Raw genomic sequence first — 19,918 nt, forward strand, 5'->3', positions numbered from 1 at the left:
ACGCGCATGCCTCCGTTTCCCAGACGCGCCAACCCGGACTAGAGTTCAATACCATGAATTCTGTTCGACAAGAGAGCGAAAAGCCGACCTCCGCGGGACTCGACCAGAGCCGCCTCGTCGTGCTGCTCGGCCCCGCCTTCGTCGCGGCCGTCGCCTACGTCGACCCCGGCAACGTCGCCGCCAACATCACCGCCGGCGCCAAGTACGGCTTCCTGCTGGTGTGGGTGCTCGTGCTCGCCAACGCCATGGCCGTGTTCATCCAGTACCAGTCCGCCAAGCTCGGCCTGGTCACCGGCCACAGCCTGCCCGAGGTGCTCGGCATGCGGCTGAAGAAGCCCGCCCGGCTGTCCTTCTGGGTGCAGGCCGAGCTCGTCGCCGCCGCGACCGACCTCGCCGAGGTCGTCGGCGGCGCGATCGCGCTCAACCTGCTCTTCGACCTGCCGCTGCTGGCCGGCGCCGTGATCACCGGCGTGGTCTCCATCGTCCTGCTCGCCTTCCAGGCGCGCGGCCTCCAGCACGTCTTCGAGCGCGTGATCATCGGCCTGCTGCTGGTCATCTCGATCGGCTTCCTCGCGGGCCTCGTCGTCGACCCGCCCGTGCCCGCCGAGGTCGCCGGGGGACTCATCCCCCGCTTCGACGGCGCCGAAACGGTGCTGCTGGCGGCCTCGATGCTGGGCGCGACGGTCATGCCGCACGCGATCTACCTGCACTCCTCGCTGGTCAAGCACCGCTTCGGCCGCGCGGACGACGCCCGCCTGCCGCGCCTGCTGCGCGCCAGCAAGTTCGACGTGACCTGGGCGCTGGTCATCGCGGGCCTGGTCAACATCGGCCTGCTCGTCCTCGCCGCCAACTCGCTCTACGGCGTGGAAGGCACCGACACCATCGAGGGCGCCCACGCCGCCGTCGTCGCCAATCTCGGAGACGCCGTAGGTGTGGTCTTCGGCCTGGGCCTGCTGGCCTCCGGCCTCGCGTCGACCTCGGTGGGCTCCTACGCCGGCTCCGAGATCATGGACGGCCTGCTGCACGTGCGCGTGCCGCTGCTCACCCGCCGCGTGGTCACGCTGATCCCGGCTCTGATCGTCGTCGCCGTCGGCGTCGAGCCGACGCTGGCGCTGGTGTGGAGCCAGGCGCTGCTCTCGGTGGGCATCCCCTTCGCCATCGTCCCGCTCTTCCTGGCCACCGGCAGCAGGAAGGTCATGGGCCGCTACGCCGACGGCACGACCGTCAAGGTGCTGGCCTTTATCATCGCGGCCCTCGTGATCGTGCTGAACGTCGCGCTGCTCGTCCTGACCGCCATGGGCATCGGCTGACGCCCACGGGGCCGGGCTCCCGGAGCGCCGGTTCAGTCCCAGTTCGCGGCGGCGACGACCGCCGGATCCACCTCGAGGCCCGTCCACGCCACGGCCAGCTCGCCGAGCGGCTCCGGCTGGCGGGCCTCGACCGCGTGCGCCTTGTAGAGCTCGAGCAGGGCCAGGAAGGTGCCCACCGCCTGGATGGTGGAGGTGCACGAGCGGGTCAGCCGGTCGAAGGTCAGCCACTGCTCCACCCCGGCCAGGTGCAGCGCCTCGAGCACGCGGCCGGCCTCGTGCGGCACGGAGACCTCCGCGTGGTGCAGGTGGTCCACGCCGACCTCCTCGGGCGGGCGCGGGCGGAAGACGCCGGCGGCCAGCTCGGCGAAGGACTCCGCGTCGTGGCCGAGCTCCACCGGGGGCAGCAGGTGGCGGAAGCGCTCCTCGAGCCCGCCGGTGCGCGCGTAGCGGCGCCGGGCGCCCCGCTGCCACTCGGCGAAGAGCGCGGCGACCTTCTTGTACGCGCGGTACTGCACCAGGCGGGCGAAGAGCAGGTCGCGGGAGCTCAGCAGCTCCAGGTCGGCCTCGTCGTCGACGTCGCCGCGCGGGATGAGGCGTGCGGCCTTGAAGTCGAGCAGCGTGGCGGCCACCAGCAAAAAGCCGGTGGTCTCCTCGAGCTCGGCGCGCTCGCCGAGCTGGCGGGTGTAGGCGATGAACTCGTCGGTGACCTCGGCCAGCGCCACCTCGGTGACGTCCAGCTTGCGCACCTGGATCAGGTGCAGCAGCAGGTCGAAGGGGCCGGTGAAGTTGTGCAGCGCGACGGTGAAGCCGGTGATCTCCGGCTGGACGGAACCGTCCGGCAGGCGCTTCTCGGCCGGGGTAGCGGCCGGCGTCGCGGTGGCCGTGGCGCCGGGGTCAGTGCCCGGACCCGGGCCCGCGTCGGCCCGGGGACTCACGGCAGCTCGGCGCAGCGCTCCACGACCTCCTTGGCGAGGTTGCGGTACTGCTCCGCACCCTGGGACTTCGGCGCCCAGGAGGTGATCGGCTCGCCGGCCACGGAGGTCTCCGGGAAGCGCACGGTGCGCGTGATCACGGAGTCGAAGACCTTGTCGCCGAAGACCTCGACCACGCGCGACATCACCTCGCGCGAGTGCGTGGTGCGCCGGTCGAACATGGTCACCAGGATGCCCAGGATGTCCAGGTCGAAGTTGAGGCGGTCGCGGACCTTCTCGACGGTGTCGGTCAGCAGCGCCAGGCCGCGCAGCGAGAAGTACTCGCACTCCATCGGGATGATCACCCCGTGCGAGCAGGCCAGCGCGTTGACCGTGAGCAGGCCGAGGGAGGGCTGGCAGTCGAGGATGATGAAGTCGTAGTCGCGGACCACCGGGCGCAGGGCGCGGGCCAGGGTCTGCTCGCGGCCGACCTCGTTGACCAGCTGGATCTCGGCGGCCGAGAGGTCGATGTTGGCGGGCACCAGGTCCAGGCCGGGCACGCGGGTGTGCATGAGCGCGGAGTGGATCGAGGCCTCGTTGTCCACGAGCAGGTCGTAGACGGAGGTGTCCAGGTCCGCCAGGGAGACCCCGAGGCCGGCCGAGAGCGCGCCCTGCGGGTCGAGGTCGACGAGCAGCACCTTGCGGCCGAGGTCGGCCAGGCAGGCGCCGAGGTTGATCGTCGAGGTGGTCTTGCCCACCCCGCCCTTCTGGTTGCACATCGCGAGGATGCGCGCGGGCCCGTGGCGGTCGACGGGGCCCGGCTCAGGCAGTTCGCGCACCGGACGGCCGGTCAGGCCGACCTCGACGTCCGCGGAGTCGAACAGTCCTCCGTCTCCCATGGTCAAACCCTCTCCCTTGACTTTTCGCTACCCGCCTTCCGGTCGGATGACACGCGTGTCATTCTACCCGGCACCCCCGGCGCCGCGCTGGCGGGCACGCGGACTCCGTGCACTTCGGGCCCGCGGCCCGCCGCGCCCGGGCCGGCTTCGCTCAGGCGCGCTCAGGCCCGCGGGTGCGCCAGCCGCCAGACCTCGCGCAACCCGTCGGCGGTGACGTGCGTGTAGATCTGCGTCGTCGTCACCGAGGAGTGCCCGAGCAGCTCCTGGACCACGCGCACGTCCGCCCCGCCGGAGAGCAGGTGGGTCGCGAAGCTGTGCCGCAGCGTGTGCGGCGAGATGTCGCGCTCGATGCCGGCGCGCGCGGCCCGCTTCTTCAGCACGCCCCACGCGCTCTGCCGGGAGAACGCCCCGCCGCGCTGGTTGAGCAGCAACCGGTGGCTGCGCCCACGGGCGAGCACCGGGCGGGCGCGTACGAGGTAGGCCTCGACGGCCGCGCGCGCCGAGCGCCCCACGGGCACCAGGCGCTGCTTGCCGCCCTTGCCGAGGATGCGCAGGAAGGCGGTGTCCTCCCCCGCCTCCCCGGCCTCCGCCAGCGGCCCGGCGACGTCGTCGACGTCGAGGCCGACGACCTCCGAGACGCGCGCACCGGTGGCGTAGAGCAGCTCGAGCAGCGCCCGGTCGCGCAGGTCCACCGGGGTGGCCGCCTCCCCGTCGGGGGCGGCCTCGATCAGCCGGGTGACCTCCTCGACGCTCAGCGTGTCCGGCAGGTGCCGCCCGGTCGCCGGCGGCGAGACCTCGGCGGCGACGTCGACGTCGAGCTCGCCCTCGGTCAGCCCGAACTTGTGCAGCCCGCGCACCACGACGAGCGCGCGGCCGGCCGAGGCGGCCGAGAGCGCACGCCGGCCCTCCCCGCCGCGGCGCAGGTCCGCCACATAGGCCTCCACCTGGGCGGAGGTGACCTCGGCGAGGTCGGTGACGCCCGCGCCGGCGAGCCAGTCCAGGTAGCGCGCGGTGTCGCGCCGGTAGCTCGCCAACGTGTTGCGGCTGAGCCCCTTCTCGACGGCGAGGTGGTTCAGCCAGGCGCGCCCGAGCGCGTGCGGGTCGACGCGGCTCACAGCTTCTTCATGTCCGGGACAATGCCCGCCGCTTGACGACGTCGCGCCAGCGCCTGCGGCCGCAGCGTGAACTCGGCGTCGGCGGGGCGCACGGCTGCGCCGTGGCGCAGGACGTCGTGCGCGGCGAGCACACCGGCCACGGCGATGGAGTTGGCGATCTCGCCGGCGTGGACGGCCTCGCGGGCGGCCTCGAGGCCGACCCACTCCAGGGCCATGTCCGCCTCCTCGTCCTCGGGTTCGGGGCGCTCGACGGCGCGCAGGTCGCGGGCGAGGAAGACACGCACGGCCTCGTCGCAGAAGCCTGGACTGGTGACCAGGTCGACCAGGCTGTCCCAGCGGTCGGCGTCGAGGCCGGCCTCCTCGCCGAGCTCGCGGCGCGCGGCGGTCAGCGGGTCCTCGCCGGCGACGTCGAGGATGCCGGCGGGCAGCTCGAGCAGCCGGACGCCCACGGCGTGGCGGTACTGGCGCACCATGGCCACCGCGTCGCGCTCCGCGTCGTAGGCGACGACGGCGACGGCGCCGAAGTGCTCGACGATCTCGCGGTCGGCGGTCTTACCGCCGGGCATGACGACCTGGTCGCGGCGCACGGCCATGATCGGGGCGTCGACGAGGGTCTCGGAGTCGGTGACGGTGAAGGTGTGGGTGCCGGGGGTGCTCATGGCTGCCCAGTCTAGGCCCGTCCTAGGACTGCGGGGACTCCTCCTCGGTCCCGGCGTCCGGGACCTGCGGGGTGGCCGCCTCGGCGGACTCGGCCGAGCCGTAGGCGCCGGAGCGGCCGTCGAGCTGCTCGGCGACGGCGAGCACGGTGGCGATCCGGCCCCAGGAGCGGTCGACGGAGTCGACGGTCGACGGCGCGCGGTCGGCGCCCTCGTCGCCCTGGCCGGCCGCGCGGGTCAGCCCGATCGCGCCGGTGTCCGAGGCGGAGCCGATGCGGCCGGCGAGCACGGCGCCGTTGCCGCGCTCCTGCATGGCCTCGACGAGGTTCGAGACGACCTGGGCGCCGAAGCCGGTCTCGCCGGAACCGTCCGCGCCGCCGGTGACCACGACGACGACCTGGGCCGGGCGCACTGTGCCACGCTCGTACTCGAGGTAGCCGGCGTCGGCCAGCGCGCCGAGCAGCGCACCGCGCTCGTCCTCGGTGGCCTGGGGCTCACCGCTGTCGGGGGCGAGCATGAGCGCCGAGCCGAGGGCCTGGCCCGCGTGCGTGCCCGGGTCCAGGTGCTCCTCGGAGAGCTGGGCGCCCGCGGGCAGCGTGTTGGTCACGATGGTCTTCAGCTTGTCCGCGCCCTGCTGGTCGGTGAACTTGTCCGTGAGCGTGACGGTGCCCGCCTCGACGGCGTCGGCCTCCCGCAGCAGGCGGGAGAGCCCCTCGACGTCCTCGTCGGCGGCGTCGGCGGTGCGCAGCACGAGCACCGGCCGGTCGGTGAGTGTGCCGGCGACGCTCCTGCCCGCCAGCTCGGAGACGACGGCGTCCGCCGAGGAGGCCTGCGCCTCGGCCACGGCGACCTCCCGGTCGGAGCCTTCGTCGCCGGCGGCCGCGGTGGTGTGCCCGCCGTCCGGGGAGTTCGGGGCGATGACCAGCGCGCCGAGGGCGACGCCCGCGGCCACGCCGAAACCGAGTCCCGCGATCAGGACGCCGGTGCGTCCCTGCTTGTTCTTGGCCATGGTTTCCTCGGCTCCTTACTTGAACCAGCTCTGGACGGTCAGCGCGATGTTGTTCCAGGTGTCGATCAGGTTCTCGGTGAACCCGCCGTCCCCCGCGGTGCCCGCGACGAGCACGACGACCGCGACGGCGACCAGGATGCCCAGGATCGCCCACAGCCAGGCCGTGCCGCGGCCGGAGGGCACGTGGTAGAGGTCGATGACGGCCTCGGCGTCGATGAGGCGGGCGCCGACCTTCGAGCGGGTCAGCAGCGCGGCCGGGGTGGCCTCCGGGCGGTCGGCGAAGATCGCGTCGAGGTCCAGCGGGGCGCCGGCGTTGACCACCAGCTCGGCGCCGTGGTACTCGGCCAGCAGCAGGGCGAGGTCGGTCGCCGAGTCGGTGGCCGACGGGAAGGTCATCGCGCCGATGCCGAGGTCCTGGATGCGCTCGAGGCCGGCGGCGTGGCCGTCGGGCTCGGCGGGCAGCACCACGCTGGCGCCGCTGCGCAGGGTCTCGGACTCGATGCCGGCGGGGTTGCCCACGATCAGGTCCGGGGTGTAGCCCTCGCGCACCAGGGTGTCGGCGGCGGCGTCGACGCCGATGAGCACCGGGTCGTACTCGCGGATGAAGTTGCGCAGGCCCTTGAGCTGTTCCGCGTGGTCCGCACCGGGGCTGACCACGACGACCTTGCGGCCCTTGACGGAGGCGCCGGTGTCCGGGATGCCGAGCCCGTCGATGAGCAGCGGGGCCTCGGAGTGGATGAACTGGATGGTGTTGCCGAAGAACGCCTCCATGTGCTCGACGAGGTTGCGCTGCGCCTCGTTGAAGCGGGACTCGGCGGCCGCGGCGTCGACGGGGGCGGCGGTGCCCACGGCGTCGCTGCCGAGGAAGAGCTCGCCGTCCTCGGTCACGCGGCCCTTCTTGCCGCCGCGCAGCTTCGCGTGCGCCTCGGCGCCCAGGTCCTCGAAGACGGGGATCTCGGCGTCGATGAGCATCTGCGGGCCGAAGTTCGGCACCGCACCGGTGCTGAACCGGGCGATGTTGACCACGGCGGCCGGGCGCAGGTCGATGAGCTGCTGGGCCGCCGGCCTGGAGATGTCGGGGGCGTCGACGACGGCGATGTCGCCGTCGGAGAACTTCTTCAGCCCCTTGGCCAGGGCCGCTCCGGTCAGGTCACGGACCGTGCCGTGGATGCCGGGCAGGTCGTCGGTGCGGGAGAACAGACTCATGGGCCATATTCTGTCCCGCCGGTCCCCCGGCGTGGCGGAGGCGCGCCGTTCGGTGCGTCGCCGGCGGCCTCAGTCCCCCATCGCGGCGACCTCGGCCTGCGCGCGCTCGAGGAGCTCTGCGGCGTGGGCGCGGCCGGTGTCGGTGTCGGCCAGGCCGGCGAGCATGCGTGCCAGCTCGGCGACCCGGCGCTCCCCGGTCAGGTCGGTGACCTCGGAGGAGTCGGCGGTCGCCTTCTCGACGTGCAGGTGGGTGTCCGCGTAGGCGGCGACCTGGGGCAGGTGGGTGACCACGATGACCTGGTGGCTGCGGCTGAGCCGGGCCAGGCGCCGGCCGATCTCGGCGGCGGCGTGTCCGCCCACCCCGGAGTCGACCTCGTCGAAGACGAGCGTGGTACCGCCGCTCTCGCCGGCCAGGATCACCTCGAGGGCGAGCATGACGCGCGAGAGCTCGCCGCCGGAGGCGGACTGGGCCAGGGGCCGGGCGGCGGCGTCGGCGGCCGGGGCGAGCATGAGCTCGACCTCGTCGGCCCCGCGCGGGCCGGGCGTGGCCGGGCGCACCTCGACGGTGAGCCGCGCGTCGCCCATGGCGAGGCCCGCGAGCTCAGCGGAGACGGCCTCGCCCAGGCCGGACGCCGCACCCGTGCGCGCGTCGGTGAGGGCGCGCGCGGCGTCGTCAAGCTCCTTCTTCGCGGCCGTCACGGCGGCGGTGAGCTTCTCGACGGCGTCGGAGGAGACGTCGATGCGCTCCAGGCGGGCGGCGGCCTTGTCGCGCCAGGCGAGCACGCCGGCGGCGTCGGGGGCGTACTTGCGCGTGAGGGTCTTGAGCTCCTGCTGGCGCAGCAGGGCGTGCTCGAGGGCCTCGGGGTCGGCGTCGAGCTCGCCGAGGTAGCCGCCGAGCTCCGCGCTGACCTCGGAGAGCTCCGTGGTCACGGCGGCGAGCCGGCGGCCGAGCGCGGCGAGCTGCTCGTCGCCGGAGCCGGTCAGCGTGCTCGCGGCGCGTCCGAGGGCGACGGCGGCGGGCTCGGCGGTCGAGTCGTCGTAGCCGCCCAGCGCCTCGGCGCCGTCGATGAGCCCGAGCGCACCCGAGGCGGACTCGCGAAGGGCGTCGACGTCCTGCAGCCGGCGGATCTGCGCGATCAGCTCGTCGTCCTCCCCGGCCTCGGGGGCGACCTTGTCGATCTCGTCGAGGGCGAAGCGCAGGCGGTCGACCTCCTGGGCCAGCTCGCGGCGCTTCCCGGTGCGCTCGGCGAGATCCCTGGCCAGGCGGCGGTGCTCGCGGTAGGCGCGCGCGTAGGCCTCCGCCAGGGGCGCGATGGCCGGGTCGAAGCGGTCGAGGGCGGCGAGTTGCTCGTCGGCGGAGAGCAGGCGCAGCTGATCGTGCTGGCCGTGGATGGCCAGCACGCCGGAGGCGAAGTCGGCCAGGGTCCCGGCGGGCACGCTGCGCCCGCCCAGGTGCGCGCGGGAGCGCCCGGCGCCGTCGGCGGTCACGCTGACCGCGCGGGAGGCCAGCCAGTCGCCGTTCTCGTCGTCGCGCCCGCCGGCCTCGGCGACCACGGCGTCGGCGGCCGCGGCGATGTCCCCGGGCATGCCCTCCCGCGAGAAGCGGCCCTCGACGGTGGCGCGCTTCTGGCCGGTGCGGATGCGCGAGGCGTCGGCACGCCCGCCGGCGAGCAGGCGCAGGCCGGTGACCACCATGGTCTTGCCCGCACCGGTCTCGCCGGTGAGCACGGTCAGGCCCGGCGAGAACTCCGCGCCGGCGCGCGGGATCGCGCCCAGGTTCTCGATGGTGATGTCGGCGAGCATGGGCCCTACCCTAGCGCCGCGCGCTCAGTGACTCGTGCGTCGCGGGTTGGGGCCGCGCCAGCCCTCGACGGGCAGGTGCAGCTTGGTCACGAGCCGGTCGGTGAACGGCCGGTCGTCGAGGCGCACCCAGCGCACCGGGCGGCGGCCGCGCACGACCTCGACGCGCGAGCCCGGCGGCATGGCCACCGGCCGGAAGCCGTCCATGACGGCCAGCGCCGGCGTCGCGCCGCGGGCGGACTCGACGGCGACGGTCGACCAGGGGCTGACCACCAGCGGCTTGGTGAACAGCGCGTGGGCGTTGTTGAGCACGACGAGCAGCGCGTCGAGCTCGGGCCACAGCACGGGGCCGCCGGCGGAGAAGGCGTAGGCCGTCGAGCCGGTGGGCGTGGAGATGAGCACACCGTCGCAGCCGAAGGAGCTGACCGGCCGGCCGTCGACCTCGAGGACGGCGTCGAGCACGCCGCGGCGGTTGAGGTTCTCCACGCTGACCTCGTTGAGCGCCCAACCGGTGTCGATGGTCTCGAGGTTCTCGTCGAGCACGCGCACGTCGACGGTCATGCGGTCCTCGACGCGGTAGTCGCGGTCGATGACGCGCTGGGCGGCCAGCTCGAGGGACTCGGCGTCCCACTCGGCGAGGAAGCCGACGTGGCCGAGGTTGATGCCGAGCACGGGCAGGTCGGCGGCGTGCGCCAGGTCGGCTGCGCGCAGGAAGGTGCCGTCGCCGCCGAGCACGAGCACGAGCTCGACGCCCTCACCGGCCTCGGCGGCCGGGTAGCGCGGCAGGCGCGCCAGGGCGGGCTCCTCCTCGAGCGGCTCGGCGTCGTCGAGTTCGAGGGTGCGCACCCGCACGCCGCCGGCCTCGAGCAGCTCGGCGACCCGCGCGGCGGCCTCGAGGTTGCTGCGCCGCCCCACGTGCGGGACGAGCAGGACCTCGCGGTCGTGGGCGGGTGCGGTCATTGAGGTCCCTCCTCGACGGCGGTGCGGATCATCTCGGCGGTCTCCGCGGCGCCCGGGGCGCTCGCCCCGGCGTCGTTGACCAGCCACAGGAAGTATTCTACGTTCCCGCTCGGCCCGGGCAGCGGCGAGGCGACCACACCGCGCAGGCTCAGCCCCAGCCCGGCGGCGGCCGCGGCGACGTCGGCGGTGACCTCGGCGCGCAGCTCCGGCGAGCGGACCACGCCGCCGTGGCCGAGGCGGTCCTTGCCCACCTCGAACTGCGGCTTGACCATGGGCAGCAGGTCCGCGCCCGGGGCCATGACCTTCGCAATCGCCGGCAGTGTGAGCTTCAGCGAGATGAAGGACAGGTCGCCGACCATCACGTCGCAGGGCCCGCCGGTCTGCTCGAGGTCGAGGAAGCGGATGTTCGTGCGGTCGAGCACGCGCACGCGCTCGTCGTCCTGGAGGCGCCAGATCAGCTGTCCGTAGCCGACGTCGACGGCGACGACCTCGCGGGCGCCGCGGTCGAGCGCGACGTCGGTGAAGCCGCCGGTGGAGGCACCCGCGTCGAGGACGCGGCGGTCCTTCAGGCGCAGCCCCCGCGGCTCGAAGGCCTCGAGCGCCCCGAGCAGCTTGTGCGCGCCGCGCGAGGCCCAGCGGTCCTCCTCGGCCTCCGTGACGCGCACGGAGACCTCCGGGGTGACCTGGGTGGCGGGCTTGGTGGCGGGCAGGCCGTTGACGCTGACCCGGCCCTCCTTGATCATGGTGACGGCCTGCTCGCGGGAGCGGGCGATCTTGCGGCGCACGAGCTCGGCGTCGAGGCGTCTACGGGCGGGCATGTGCCTCCTCCTCTGCGCCGCGGTGCGGCTGGTCCTTGAGCGCGGCCTGCAGCAGCGCGTGCGCCTCCTCGAGGTGCGCGGCCTCGGCGTCCGCGTTCTCGGCGGCGTCGGCGCGGCGCAGGAGATTTCCGACGCCCGCGCGCACCTCCTCCGGGCGCACCCGGGTCGCCGTCGGGTCGTGCGGGACGGGCGCCGGCGTCACGGACGCCACCCCTCGGCGGCGCGCTCGGCGTGGGTGCCCTCGGCGCGCACGACGGTCGCGGGCTCGCCGGCGTCGGCGGCGCGCCAGGCGGCGGCGAGCACGGTGCGCAGCCCCTGCGTGGGCGTCGAGTCGACGTCGCCGCCGCGCAGGACGACGGTGCCGTCCGCGACGTCGGCGGTGAAACCGCCCTGGGCGCCGACCTCGAGGTCGGCGGGCTCAGCGAAGAGCCCGGACATGTCGTCGGCGATGTAGGTCGGGCGCTGCTCGGGCGGGGCGGCGAGCAGCTCGGCGGCGCCGGAGACGCCGGTGAGCACCTGGAGGGTGTCCAGGCCGGCGGCGTTGCCGCCCTGGATGTCGGTGTTGAGGCGGTCGCCGACGGCCAGGGGACGCTTTGCCCCGAAGCGCCGGGCGCCAACGTCGAACATCGCGGCCTCGGGCTTGCCGGCGGACAGCGGGGTGACACCGGTGGCCGAGACGACGGCGGCGACCATCGAGCCGTTGCCGACCATCAGGCCGCGCTGCATGGGCAGCGTGGTGTCGAGGTTGGTGGCGATGAAGCGCGCGCCGGCGTGGATGGCCAGGGCGGCCTCGGAGAGCTGCTCCCAGCCGGTGCGCGGGTCGTGGCCCTGCAGCACGGCGCCGGGGTGCGCGTCGGCGGAGTCGACGACCGTGAGGCCGGCGTCGGTGGCGAGCTCGCGCAGGGTGTCGGCACCGAGGACGAGCACCGGGGTGCCCGGCTCGAGCTCGGCTCGGGCGAGCTCCACGGCGGCCTGGGCGGAGGTCACGATCTTCTCGGAAGTCGCGTCCAGTCCGATGGCGCGGAGCATCTCGGCAACGGTCTCGGGCGCGCGGGAGGCGTTGTTGGTGACGTAGACGTCCGTGAGCCCGGAGGCCGTGATGGCCTCGACTGCCCCGGGAATGGCGTCGCCGCCCTCCCAGACGGTGCCGTCGAGGTCGAGCAGGAGGGCGTCGTAGTTCTCGGCGAGGGTCATCGCGGGCTACTCCACCCCGCCACGGTCGAGCTCGGCAAGCCGGTCCTCGACGTCGGTGACGCCGAACTCGTCCTGGCGGCGGGCGGCGAGGAACCACTCGCGGGCCTCGGCGCGGCGGTCGACGCTGAGCAGCGCGTCCGCGTAGGCGTAGCTGAGGCGCGCGGCCTCGGGGCCCTTGGCCTTCTTGTCGGGGCCGGCGGCCTCGATGGTGGTCACGGCGGAGTCGTGGTCGCCCATGTCGGCGCGGGCGCCGGCGGCGACGATGGCCAGCTCGATGGCGGAGTCGTGGTCGAGCTTCTGGGCGTCCTCGCCACGGGCGAGCTCGAGGGCGCGCTCGGGGCGGCCCAGGCCGCGCTCGCAGTCGGCCATGACGGCGAGCAGGCCGGGGCCGCCGCTCATGCGGCGGGCGGCGCGCAGCTCGGAGAGCGCCTCGTGCCACTCACCGGCGCGGTAGGCGGCGATGCCGTTGGTCTCGCGGGTGACGGCCACACGGCCGGCGCGGTCCTTCGCGGCGCGGGCGTGCTCGAGGGCGCGCCGCGGCGACTCGTCCATGAGGATGGCGGCTGCCGCGAGGTGCTGGGCGACCTTCTCGGCGTTCTGCTTGGAGAGCACCTTGAGGTCCTGGAGCACCATCGGGTCGAGGTCCTGGATGTCGACGTCGGAGGGGATCTCCGGCTCGTTCATGCGGTTGTTCAACCGCTCCTCGCGGAAGCCGGGGCGCTGCGGGTTCAGGCCGGCGCGGTCGCGCTCGCGGCCGGCACGCTGGGCGTGGCCCTTGCCGCCGCGACGGTTCTGGCCGCCCCGGCCGCTACGGCCGCGCTGGCCGCCCCGCTCGTTGCGGTCGTTGCGGCCGCGACCGTGACCGCCGCGTCCACCGCCGTTGCCGCGGTGTCCCCCGCGGGCGTCGCGGGAGTTGCGACGCTGCCCGTCGTTGTCGCGACGGCCGCCGCCTCGGCGTCCGTCCTTGCCGTGACGATCGTCGTCCATCGGTGCACCATCACTTCCGTATGTCTGGGCCGGTCGAACCGGAGTCTACGCGCGCAAAAGGCACGGAGCGAAGAAGAGGACTTCAACTGTCCTTCTCCCTCACCCCGTGCCTTGAGCATCCACTGTTTGATTGTTTTGAGTTGTGGTGTCGGCGGTGACTTACTCTCCCACACCCTCCCGAGTGCAGTACCATCAGCGTTGGCGGGCTTAGCTTCCGGGTTCGGAATGGGACCGGGCGTTTCCCCGCCACTATAACCACCGACACGACCTGTAACCGGCGGGCCGAAACCAGTGGCCCGTGTGGCGTGTCAGATACCGGAGAGTGGGACGCGAGCAACAGGATCACCTGTCATTGTGTTTGTGTTTGTTCGGCGGATTAGTACCGGTCACCTCCACACCTTACGATGCTTCCAGATCCGGCCTATCAACCCCGTCATCTACAGGGGACCTCAAATGAAACCTCATCTTGGAACAGGCTTCCCGCTTAGATGCTTTCAGCGGTTATCCTTCCCGTACGTAGCCAACCAGCCATGCCCCGGGCGGGACAACTGGCACACCAGAGGTACGTCCGTCCCGGTCCTCTCGTACTAGGGACAGCCTTCCATCAAGTTTCCACGCGCGCGGCGGATAGAGACCGAACTGTCTCACGACGTTCTAAACCCAGCTCGCGTGCCGCTTTAATGGGCGAACAGCCCAACCCTTGGGACCTGCTCCAGCCCCAGGATGCGACGAGCCGACATCGAGGTGCCAAACCATCCCGTCGATATGGACTCTTGGGGAAGATCAGCCTGTTATCCCCGGGGTACCTTTTATCCGTTGAGCGACACCATATCCACAAGTAGGTGCCGGATCACTAGTCCCGACTTTCGTCCCTGCTCGAGAAGTCCCTCTCGCAGTCAAGCTCCCTTGTGCACTTACACTCTAAAACCTGGTTACCGACCAGGCTGAGGGAACCTTTGGGCGCCTCCGTTACCATTTAGGAGGCAACCGCCCCAGTTAAACTACCCACCAGGCACTGTCCCCGACCCAGATCATGGGCCAAGGTTCAAGGTGGCCAACCCGGTCAGAGTGGTATTTCACATTACGACTCCCCGACACCTGGCGATGCCGGATCACAATCTCCCACCTATTCTACACAAACCGGACCGGACACCAATGCCAAGCTATAGTGAAGGTCCCGGGGTCTTTTCGTCCTGCCGCGCGTAACGAGCATCTTTACTCGTAGTGCAATTTCACCGGGCCTGTAGTTGAGACAGCAGGGAAGTCGTTACGCCATTCGTGCAGGTCGGAACTTACCCGACAAGGAATTTCGCTACCTTAGGATGGTTATAGTTACCACCGCCGTTTACTGGGGCTTAAATTCTCCGCTTCGACCCCAAAGGGTCTAACAGGTCCTCTTAACCTTCCAGCACCGGGCAGGCGTCAGTCCGTATACATCAACGTGAAGTCTTCGCACGGACCTGTGTTTTTAGTAAACAGTCGCTTCCCTCTTGTCACTGCGGCCACACCAACCACGGTGTGGCCCCCCTTCTCCCGAAGTTACGGGGGCAATTTGCCGAATTCCTTAACTACAGTTCACCCGAACGCCTTAGTCTCCTCTACCTGACCACCAGTGTCGGTTTAGGGTACGGGCCGAATGTGCACTCGCTAGAGGCTTTTCTCGGCAGCATGAGCACACCACCATCAACACGAATACGTGTCTACGCTTCACGGCCCAAGGTTATCCTCCGGCGGGATTTACCTCACCGGAGCCTCTCACCGCTTACACCGCGCAATCCAACAACACGGCGTGGCTGCCCTCCTGCGTCACCCCATCACTTGGCTACTACGGATCAGGCCCCACGCGACCGGTACCACGCCACAACACCCGAAGGCGAAGTGGACAAAAAGGCACCGACCGGATGGTTAGTATCCCCGGCTCACCACTGGGCGCGCACACTCGGGTACGGGAATATCAACCCGTTTACCATCGACTACGCCTGTCGGCCTCGCCTTAGGTCCCGACTCACCCTGGGAAGACGAACTTGACCCAGGAACCCTTGGTCATCCGGCGGGCAGGATTCTCACCTGCCAGATTCGTTACTCATGCCTGCATTCTCACTCGCACACACTCCACGACACGGTCACCCGGACGCTTCAACGCGTGCACGACGCTCCCCTACCCAGACAAAAAAGTCTGCCGCGGTTTCGGCGGTGTACTTGAGCCCCACTGAATTGTCGGCGCAGGACCACTCGACCAGTGAGCTATTACGCACTCTTTCAAGGATGGCTGCTTCTAAGCCAACCTCCTGGCTGTCTTCGCGATCCCACATCCTTTTCCACTGAGCACACCCTTAGGGGCCTTAACCGGCGATCTGGGCTGTTTCCCTCTCGACCAATGGAGCTTATCCCCCACGGTCTCACTGCCGAAGAACACGTACACCGGCATTCGGAGTTTGGCTGATGTTGCTAAGACGATAATCCCGCTCAACCAACCAGTAGCTCTACCTCCGGCACGCTCACTTCGACGCTGCACCTAAATGCATTTCGGGGAGAACCAGCTATCACGGAGTTTGATTGGCCTTTCACCCCTACCCACAGCTCATCCCCTCAGTTTTCAACCTAAGTGGGTGCGCGCCTCCACGACGTCTTACCGTCGCTTCACACTGGCCATGGGTAGATCACCCCGCTTCGGGTCCAGGACACGCCACTAAACGCCCATAAAAACTCGCTTTCGCTACGACTACCCCACCATCGGGTTAACCTCGCGACGTGCCGCTGACTCGCAGGCTCATTCTTCAAAAGGCACGCCATCACCCCTTAAAGGGCTCTGACGGCTTGACAGCGCACGGTTTCAGGAACTATTTCACTCCCCTCCCGGGGTACTTTTCACCATTCCCTCACGGTACTATCCACTATCGGTCACACTGGGTATTCAGGCTTACCGGGTGGTCCCGGCAGATTCACAGCAGATTCCACGAGCCCGCTGCTACTCGGGCAAACAAGAACAAGACAACGCCCGTGGCATTCGCGTACAGGACTCTCACCTACTCCGGTCGACCATTCCAAGCCGGTTCCGCTTACCACACACATCCATCCGCCGGCGGTTACCGCACCGACACGTTCCAAGCCCACAACCCCTGCCACGCAACCCCGGAAACGGTGTCACACGCGGACAGGTTTAGCCAAAAATCCACTTTCGTTCGCCACTACTCACGGAATCACAATTGTTTTCTTCTCCAACGGGTACTGAGATGTTTCACTTCCCCGCCTTACCTCCCGACCGGCTATACATTCACCGGCAGGTGACCGCCAACAACGACGGCCGGGTTTCCCCATTCGGACATCCTCGGATCAACGCTTAGTTGACAACTCCCCGAGGCTTAACGCAGCCTCACACGTCCTTCATCGGCCCAGCATGCCAAGGCATCCACCGTGCGCCACTAGACAAACACGAATCGAATAACCAAAAAGGCAAAAAATTCGAACAACAACAAGAAAAATAAGATGCTCGCGTCCACTCTCCAGTTCTCACACACCACACACGGCAGCGACCAGACCAAGGAACGAATCGTCCCGGCCGGCGTCACCGTGCCGCACACGAACCACGCGACACCAGACGAACTGGTGTGTGCGGTGTCGTGCCAGACACCCGACAGTGCGCTGATGACTTCTGCTCCACCCCGTACTGGAACGGTGTGGGCTCTGTGGACGTTTCATTGTCTGTGGCCGTTGTCCGCCGCCAATGTGGCGTGCGTCCACCCGGATTTCAGAAAAATTAGAAATACTCCTTAGAAAGGAGGTGATCCAGCCGCACCTTCCGGTACGGCTACCTTGTTACGACTTCGTCCCAATCGCCGATCCCACCTTCGACCACTCCCCCCTTAAAAGGTTGGGCCGTGGGCTTCGGGTGTTACCGACTTTCATGACGTGACGGGCGGTGTGTACAAGGCCCGGGAACGTATTCACCGCAGCAATGCTGATCTGCGATTACTAGCGACTCCGACTTCATGGGGTCGAGTTGCAGACCCCAATCCGAACTGAGGCCGGCTTTAAAAAGGATTAGCTCCACCTCACGGTATCGCAACCTGTTGTACCGACCATTGTAGCATGTGTGAAGCCCTGGACATAAGGGGCATGATGATTTGACGTCATCCCCACCTTCCTCCGAGTTCACCCCGGCAGTCTCCCGTGAGTCCCCACCACAATGTGCTGGCAACACAGGACAAGGGTTGCGCTCGTTGCGGGACTTAACCCAACATCTCACGACACGAGCTGACGACAACCATGCACCACCTGTACACCGACCACAAAGGGAAACCCCGTCTCCGGGGCGATCCGGTGTATGTCAAACCCAGGTAAGGTTCTTCGCGTTGCATCGAATTAATCCACATGCTCCGCCGCTTGTGCGGGCCCCCGTCAATTCCTTTGAGTTTTAGCCTTGCGGCCGTACTCCCCAGGCGGGGCGCTTAAAACGTTAGCTACGGCACAAAACCCGTGGAAGGGTCTCACACCTAGCGCCCACCGTTGACAGCATGGACTACCAGGGTATCTAATCCTGTTCGCTACCCATGCTTTCGCTCCTCAGCGTCAGTAACTGCCCAGTAACCTGCCTTCGCCATCGGTGTTCCTCCTGATATCTGCGCATTCCACCGCTACACCAGGAATTCCAGTTACCCCTGCAGTACTCAAGTTATGCCCGTATCGCCTGCACGCCCGGAGTTGAGCCCCGGAATTTCACAGACGACGCGACAAACCACCTACGAGCCCTTTACGCCCAGTAAATCCGGACAACGCTCGCACCCTACGTATTACCGCGGCTGCTGGCACGTAGTTAGCCGGTGCTTCTTCTACCGCTACCGTCACCAAAGGCTTCGTCACGGTCGAAAGAGGTTTACAACCCGAAGGCCGTCATCCCCCACGCGGCGTCGCTGCATCAGGCTTGCGCCCATTGTGCAATATTCCCCACTGCTGCCTCCCGTAGGAGTCTGGGCCGTATCTCAGTCCCAATGTGACCGTACACCCTCTCAGGCCGGCTACCCGTCGCCGCCTTGGTAGGCCATTACCCCACCAACAAGCTGATAGGCCGCGAGCTCATCCCCAACCGCTGCAAAACGCTTTCCACCACACCATCCACGATGTGGTCCTATCCAGTATTAGACCCAGTTTCCCAGGCTTATCCCGGAGTTGAGGGCAGATCACCCACGTGTTACTCACCCGTTCGCCACTCGAGTACCAGTGCAAGCACTGGCCTTTCCGTTCGACTTGCATGTGTTAAGCACGCCGCCAGCGTTCGTCCTGAGCCAGGATCAAACTCTCCACAAAAAATTCGCAAAAAACGAGCCGTGAAAAGCCCGAAACCTGACAAACAAAAAACTGACAAGAAAAAACTCAAAAGTACAAATAATGCACTCCAAGCAACCTGCCACCGGTAAAAACCATTCATTCGGACAACCAAGCCCAGGAAGGTCAACCCCCACCGGCACACACCAACACCACCCTGACATCCAGTCAGGCGGTGCCGGCGGACAAGCCACAAGAAACGCACCACAAAAAGTACATCAACACACTATCGAGTTCTCACACAACACAAGCACGCCGGTAGCCACCGCCTCTCGGACGGTCACTGCCTTGCGGCCCGGATTCTGGAGTGTACGCCCGGGCTCGACTCGAAGTCAACCCGGTGTCTCTCCTGTCGCTTGCGGGCCCGGAATAACCGCGGCCCCGGCGACGAGGTGATAAGTTACCCACCTCCGTCGCCGGGGCCAAATCGGCTGGTCAGAGCATTAAACTCGACGCACTCCCGCGAAGTTCTTCTTGCCGCGGCGCAGCACCAGCCACCGCCCGTGCAGGAAGTCCTCGGCGGCGGGCTCCCAGTCGTCGCTCTCGACGCGCACGTTGTTCACGTACGCGCCACCCTCCTTGATCGCGCGGCGCGCAGCGCCGCGGGAGGCGACGAGCCCGGACTCGACGAAGAGATCCACCGCGGTGCGGGGCGCGGCGTCGTCAAGCTCGAGCACCTCGGTCTCCCCGACCGCTGACGCGAGCGTCGCCTCGTCGAGGTCGGCGAGCTCGGCGCGGCCGAAGAGGGCCTGGCTGGCCAGCTCCACCGCCTTCGTCGCCTCCTCGCCGTGGACGAGGTTGGTCATCTCGCGGGCGAGGGTGCGCTGGGCGACGCGCTTGTGCGGGTTCTCCTCGACCTCGCGCTCGAGCTCGGCGAGCTCCTCGCGGCCGAGGAAGGTGAACCAGCGCAGGCAGCGGATCACGTCGGCGTCGGCGGTGTTGATGAAGTACTGGTACCAGCGGTACGGGCTGGTCATCTCGGGGTCCAGCCACAGCGAACCGCCGCCGGTGGACTTGCCGAACTTCTTGCCCTCGGAGTCGGTGACCAGCGGCACCGTCAGCGCGTGCACGGCGGTGCCGTCGACGCGGCGGACGTAGTCCACGCCGGCGACGAGGTTGCCCCACTGGTCGCCGCCGCCGACCTGCAGGGTGCAGCCGTACCGGTGGTTGAGCTCGCGGTAGTCGTTGGCCTGCAGCAGCATGTAGGAGAACTCGGTGTAGGAGATGCCGTCGTTGTCCAGGCGGCGCTTGACCGTGTCGCGGGCGAGCATCGTGTTCAGCGAGAAGTGCTTGCCCACGTCCCGCAGGAACGGGATGACGTTGAGCTCGTTGGTCCACTCCGCGTTGTTGACCAGCTTCGCGGCGTGCTCGCCCTCGAAGGTGACGAAGCGCTTGAGCTGCCCCGAGATGCGGCCGGCCCAGTCGGCGACGGTCTCGGCGGAGTTCATCGAGCGCTCGCCGACGTCGCGCGGGTCGCCGATCATGCCGGTCGCGCCGCCGGCGAGCACGAGCGGGTTGTGGCCGGCGCGCTGGAAACGGGCCAGCATCAGCAGCGGCACCAGGTGGCCCGCGTGCAGCGAGGGGCCGGTCGGGTCGAAGCCGCAGTACAGGGTGATCGGGCCGGCCTCGGTCGCCTTGCGCAGCTCGTCGAGGTCGGTGGACTGGTTGATCAGCCCGCGCCAGGACAGTTCGTCGATGATGTTCTCGGTCATGTCTTCTCTAGTCGTCTCT

The 19,918-nt window shown here is 68.9% G+C and carries 14 protein-coding genes and 3 rRNA genes; 1 reads left to right on the forward strand and 16 read right to left on the reverse strand.

Annotation, left to right across the window (positions count from 1 at the left end; translation table 11 throughout):
* The first annotated feature begins 53 nt into the window (after positions 1-53).
* Positions 54-1,310, forward strand: coding sequence for an Nramp family divalent metal transporter (locus tag CFRA_RS06030; protein WP_075663881.1), 1,257 nt, complete (start codon positions 54-56; stop codon positions 1,308-1,310).
* Between the two features lie 32 nt (positions 1,311-1,342).
* On the opposite strand, the gene CFRA_RS06035 is transcribed toward CFRA_RS06030, so the two are convergent.
* The 16 genes from CFRA_RS06035 to tyrS form a co-directional block, all read right to left on the reverse strand.
* Entirely contained in the window at positions 1,343-2,152 is an 810-nt protein-coding gene (locus CFRA_RS06035; protein ID WP_075664915.1) for a segregation and condensation protein A, read from the reverse strand.
* An 89-nt stretch (positions 2,153-2,241) separates the two neighbouring features.
* On the reverse strand, positions 2,242-3,120 hold the full coding sequence (locus tag CFRA_RS06040; RefSeq protein WP_075663882.1) for a ParA family protein: 879 nt from the start codon (positions 3,118-3,120) through the stop codon (positions 2,242-2,244).
* 161 nt (positions 3,121-3,281) lie between these two features.
* Positions 3,282-4,235, reverse strand: a complete 954-nt coding sequence (locus tag CFRA_RS06045; RefSeq protein WP_075663883.1) for a site-specific tyrosine recombinase XerD — start codon at positions 4,233-4,235, stop codon at positions 3,282-3,284.
* Complete coding sequence (locus CFRA_RS06050; RefSeq protein WP_075663884.1) at positions 4,232-4,894, reverse strand: NUDIX domain-containing protein; 663 nt, start codon at positions 4,892-4,894, stop codon at positions 4,232-4,234. The genes CFRA_RS06045 and CFRA_RS06050 overlap by 4 nt, the downstream gene beginning before the upstream one ends.
* A gap of 22 nt (positions 4,895-4,916) precedes the next feature.
* Positions 4,917-5,900: a copper transporter gene (locus CFRA_RS06055; protein WP_075663885.1), complete on the reverse strand. Its 984-nt coding sequence runs from the start codon at positions 5,898-5,900 to the stop codon at positions 4,917-4,919.
* A gap of 15 nt (positions 5,901-5,915) precedes the next feature.
* Positions 5,916-7,115: a putative cytokinetic ring protein SteA gene (gene steA / locus CFRA_RS06060; protein ID WP_156887974.1), complete on the reverse strand. Its 1,200-nt coding sequence runs from the start codon at positions 7,113-7,115 to the stop codon at positions 5,916-5,918.
* Between the two features lie 60 nt (positions 7,116-7,175).
* Positions 7,176-8,909 carry a DNA repair protein RecN gene (gene recN / locus CFRA_RS06065; RefSeq protein WP_075663887.1) on the reverse strand — a complete coding sequence of 578 codons (1,734 nt, stop codon included), beginning with the start codon at positions 8,907-8,909 and terminating at the stop codon, positions 7,176-7,178.
* A gap of 24 nt (positions 8,910-8,933) precedes the next feature.
* The gene (locus tag CFRA_RS06070; protein WP_075663888.1) at positions 8,934-9,866 is read right to left on the reverse strand and encodes an NAD kinase; all 933 of its coding nucleotides are present in this window, start codon (positions 9,864-9,866) and stop codon (positions 8,934-8,936) included.
* Positions 9,863-10,684 carry a TlyA family RNA methyltransferase gene (locus CFRA_RS06075; RefSeq protein WP_075663889.1) on the reverse strand — a complete coding sequence of 274 codons (822 nt, stop codon included), beginning with the start codon at positions 10,682-10,684 and terminating at the stop codon, positions 9,863-9,865. The genes CFRA_RS06070 and CFRA_RS06075 overlap by 4 nt, the downstream gene beginning before the upstream one ends.
* Positions 10,671-10,886 (reverse strand): hypothetical protein, encoded by a 216-nt coding sequence (locus tag CFRA_RS06080; protein ID WP_075663890.1) that lies wholly within the window; start codon positions 10,884-10,886, stop codon positions 10,671-10,673. The genes CFRA_RS06075 and CFRA_RS06080 overlap by 14 nt, the downstream gene beginning before the upstream one ends.
* Complete coding sequence (locus tag CFRA_RS06085; protein WP_075663891.1) at positions 10,883-11,878, reverse strand: HAD-IIA family hydrolase; 996 nt, start codon at positions 11,876-11,878, stop codon at positions 10,883-10,885. Before CFRA_RS06085 ends, CFRA_RS06080 begins: the two co-directional genes overlap by 4 nt.
* Before the next feature lie 6 nt (positions 11,879-11,884).
* Positions 11,885-12,865 carry a tetratricopeptide repeat protein gene (locus CFRA_RS06090; RefSeq protein WP_156887975.1) on the reverse strand — a complete coding sequence of 327 codons (981 nt, stop codon included), beginning with the start codon at positions 12,863-12,865 and terminating at the stop codon, positions 11,885-11,887.
* A gap of 146 nt (positions 12,866-13,011) precedes the next feature.
* Positions 13,012-13,128: ribosomal RNA gene (rrf, locus tag CFRA_RS06095) — 5S ribosomal RNA — on the reverse strand.
* 93 nt (positions 13,129-13,221) lie between these two features.
* A 23S ribosomal RNA gene (locus CFRA_RS06100) occupies positions 13,222-16,301 on the reverse strand.
* A 338-nt stretch (positions 16,302-16,639) separates the two neighbouring features.
* Positions 16,640-18,169: ribosomal RNA gene (locus tag CFRA_RS06105) — 16S ribosomal RNA — on the reverse strand.
* Together the 16S, 23S and 5S rRNA genes form the textbook arrangement of a ribosomal RNA operon.
* Before the next feature lie 461 nt (positions 18,170-18,630).
* Positions 18,631-19,899, reverse strand: a complete 1,269-nt coding sequence (tyrS, locus tag CFRA_RS06110) for a tyrosine--tRNA ligase (protein ID WP_075663892.1) — start codon at positions 19,897-19,899, stop codon at positions 18,631-18,633.
* Positions 19,900-19,918 lie beyond the last annotated feature (19 nt).

The organism is Corynebacterium frankenforstense DSM 45800 (genome assembly GCF_001941485.1).
GTDB lineage: Bacteria > Actinomycetota > Actinomycetes > Mycobacteriales > Mycobacteriaceae > Corynebacterium > Corynebacterium frankenforstense.

Bases quoted from the DNA above. Each gene is read 5' to 3' on its own strand.
- CFRA_RS06050 (WP_075663884.1), bottom strand. From the start codon at position 4,894: ATGAGCACCCCCGGCACCCACACCTTCACCGTCACCGACTCCGAGACC.
- CFRA_RS06070 (WP_075663888.1), bottom strand. From the start codon at position 9,866: ATGACCGCACCCGCCCACGACCGCGAGGTCCTGCTCGTCCCGCACGTG.
- CFRA_RS06030 (WP_075663881.1), top strand. From the start codon at position 54: ATGAATTCTGTTCGACAAGAGAGCGAAAAGCCGACCTCCGCGGGACTC.
- CFRA_RS06055 (WP_075663885.1), bottom strand. From the start codon at position 5,900: ATGGCCAAGAACAAGCAGGGACGCACCGGCGTCCTGATCGCGGGACTC.
- CFRA_RS06040 (WP_075663882.1), bottom strand. From the start codon at position 3,120: ATGGGAGACGGAGGACTGTTCGACTCCGCGGACGTCGAGGTCGGCCTG.
- tyrS (WP_075663892.1), bottom strand. From the start codon at position 19,899: ATGACCGAGAACATCATCGACGAACTGTCCTGGCGCGGGCTGATCAAC.
- CFRA_RS06075 (WP_075663889.1), bottom strand. From the start codon at position 10,684: ATGCCCGCCCGTAGACGCCTCGACGCCGAGCTCGTGCGCCGCAAGATC.
- CFRA_RS06090 (WP_156887975.1), bottom strand. From the start codon at position 12,865: ATGGACGACGATCGTCACGGCAAGGACGGACGCCGAGGCGGCGGCCGT.
- recN (WP_075663887.1), bottom strand. From the start codon at position 8,909: ATGCTCGCCGACATCACCATCGAGAACCTGGGCGCGATCCCGCGCGCC.
- CFRA_RS06085 (WP_075663891.1), bottom strand. From the start codon at position 11,878: ATGACCCTCGCCGAGAACTACGACGCCCTCCTGCTCGACCTCGACGGC.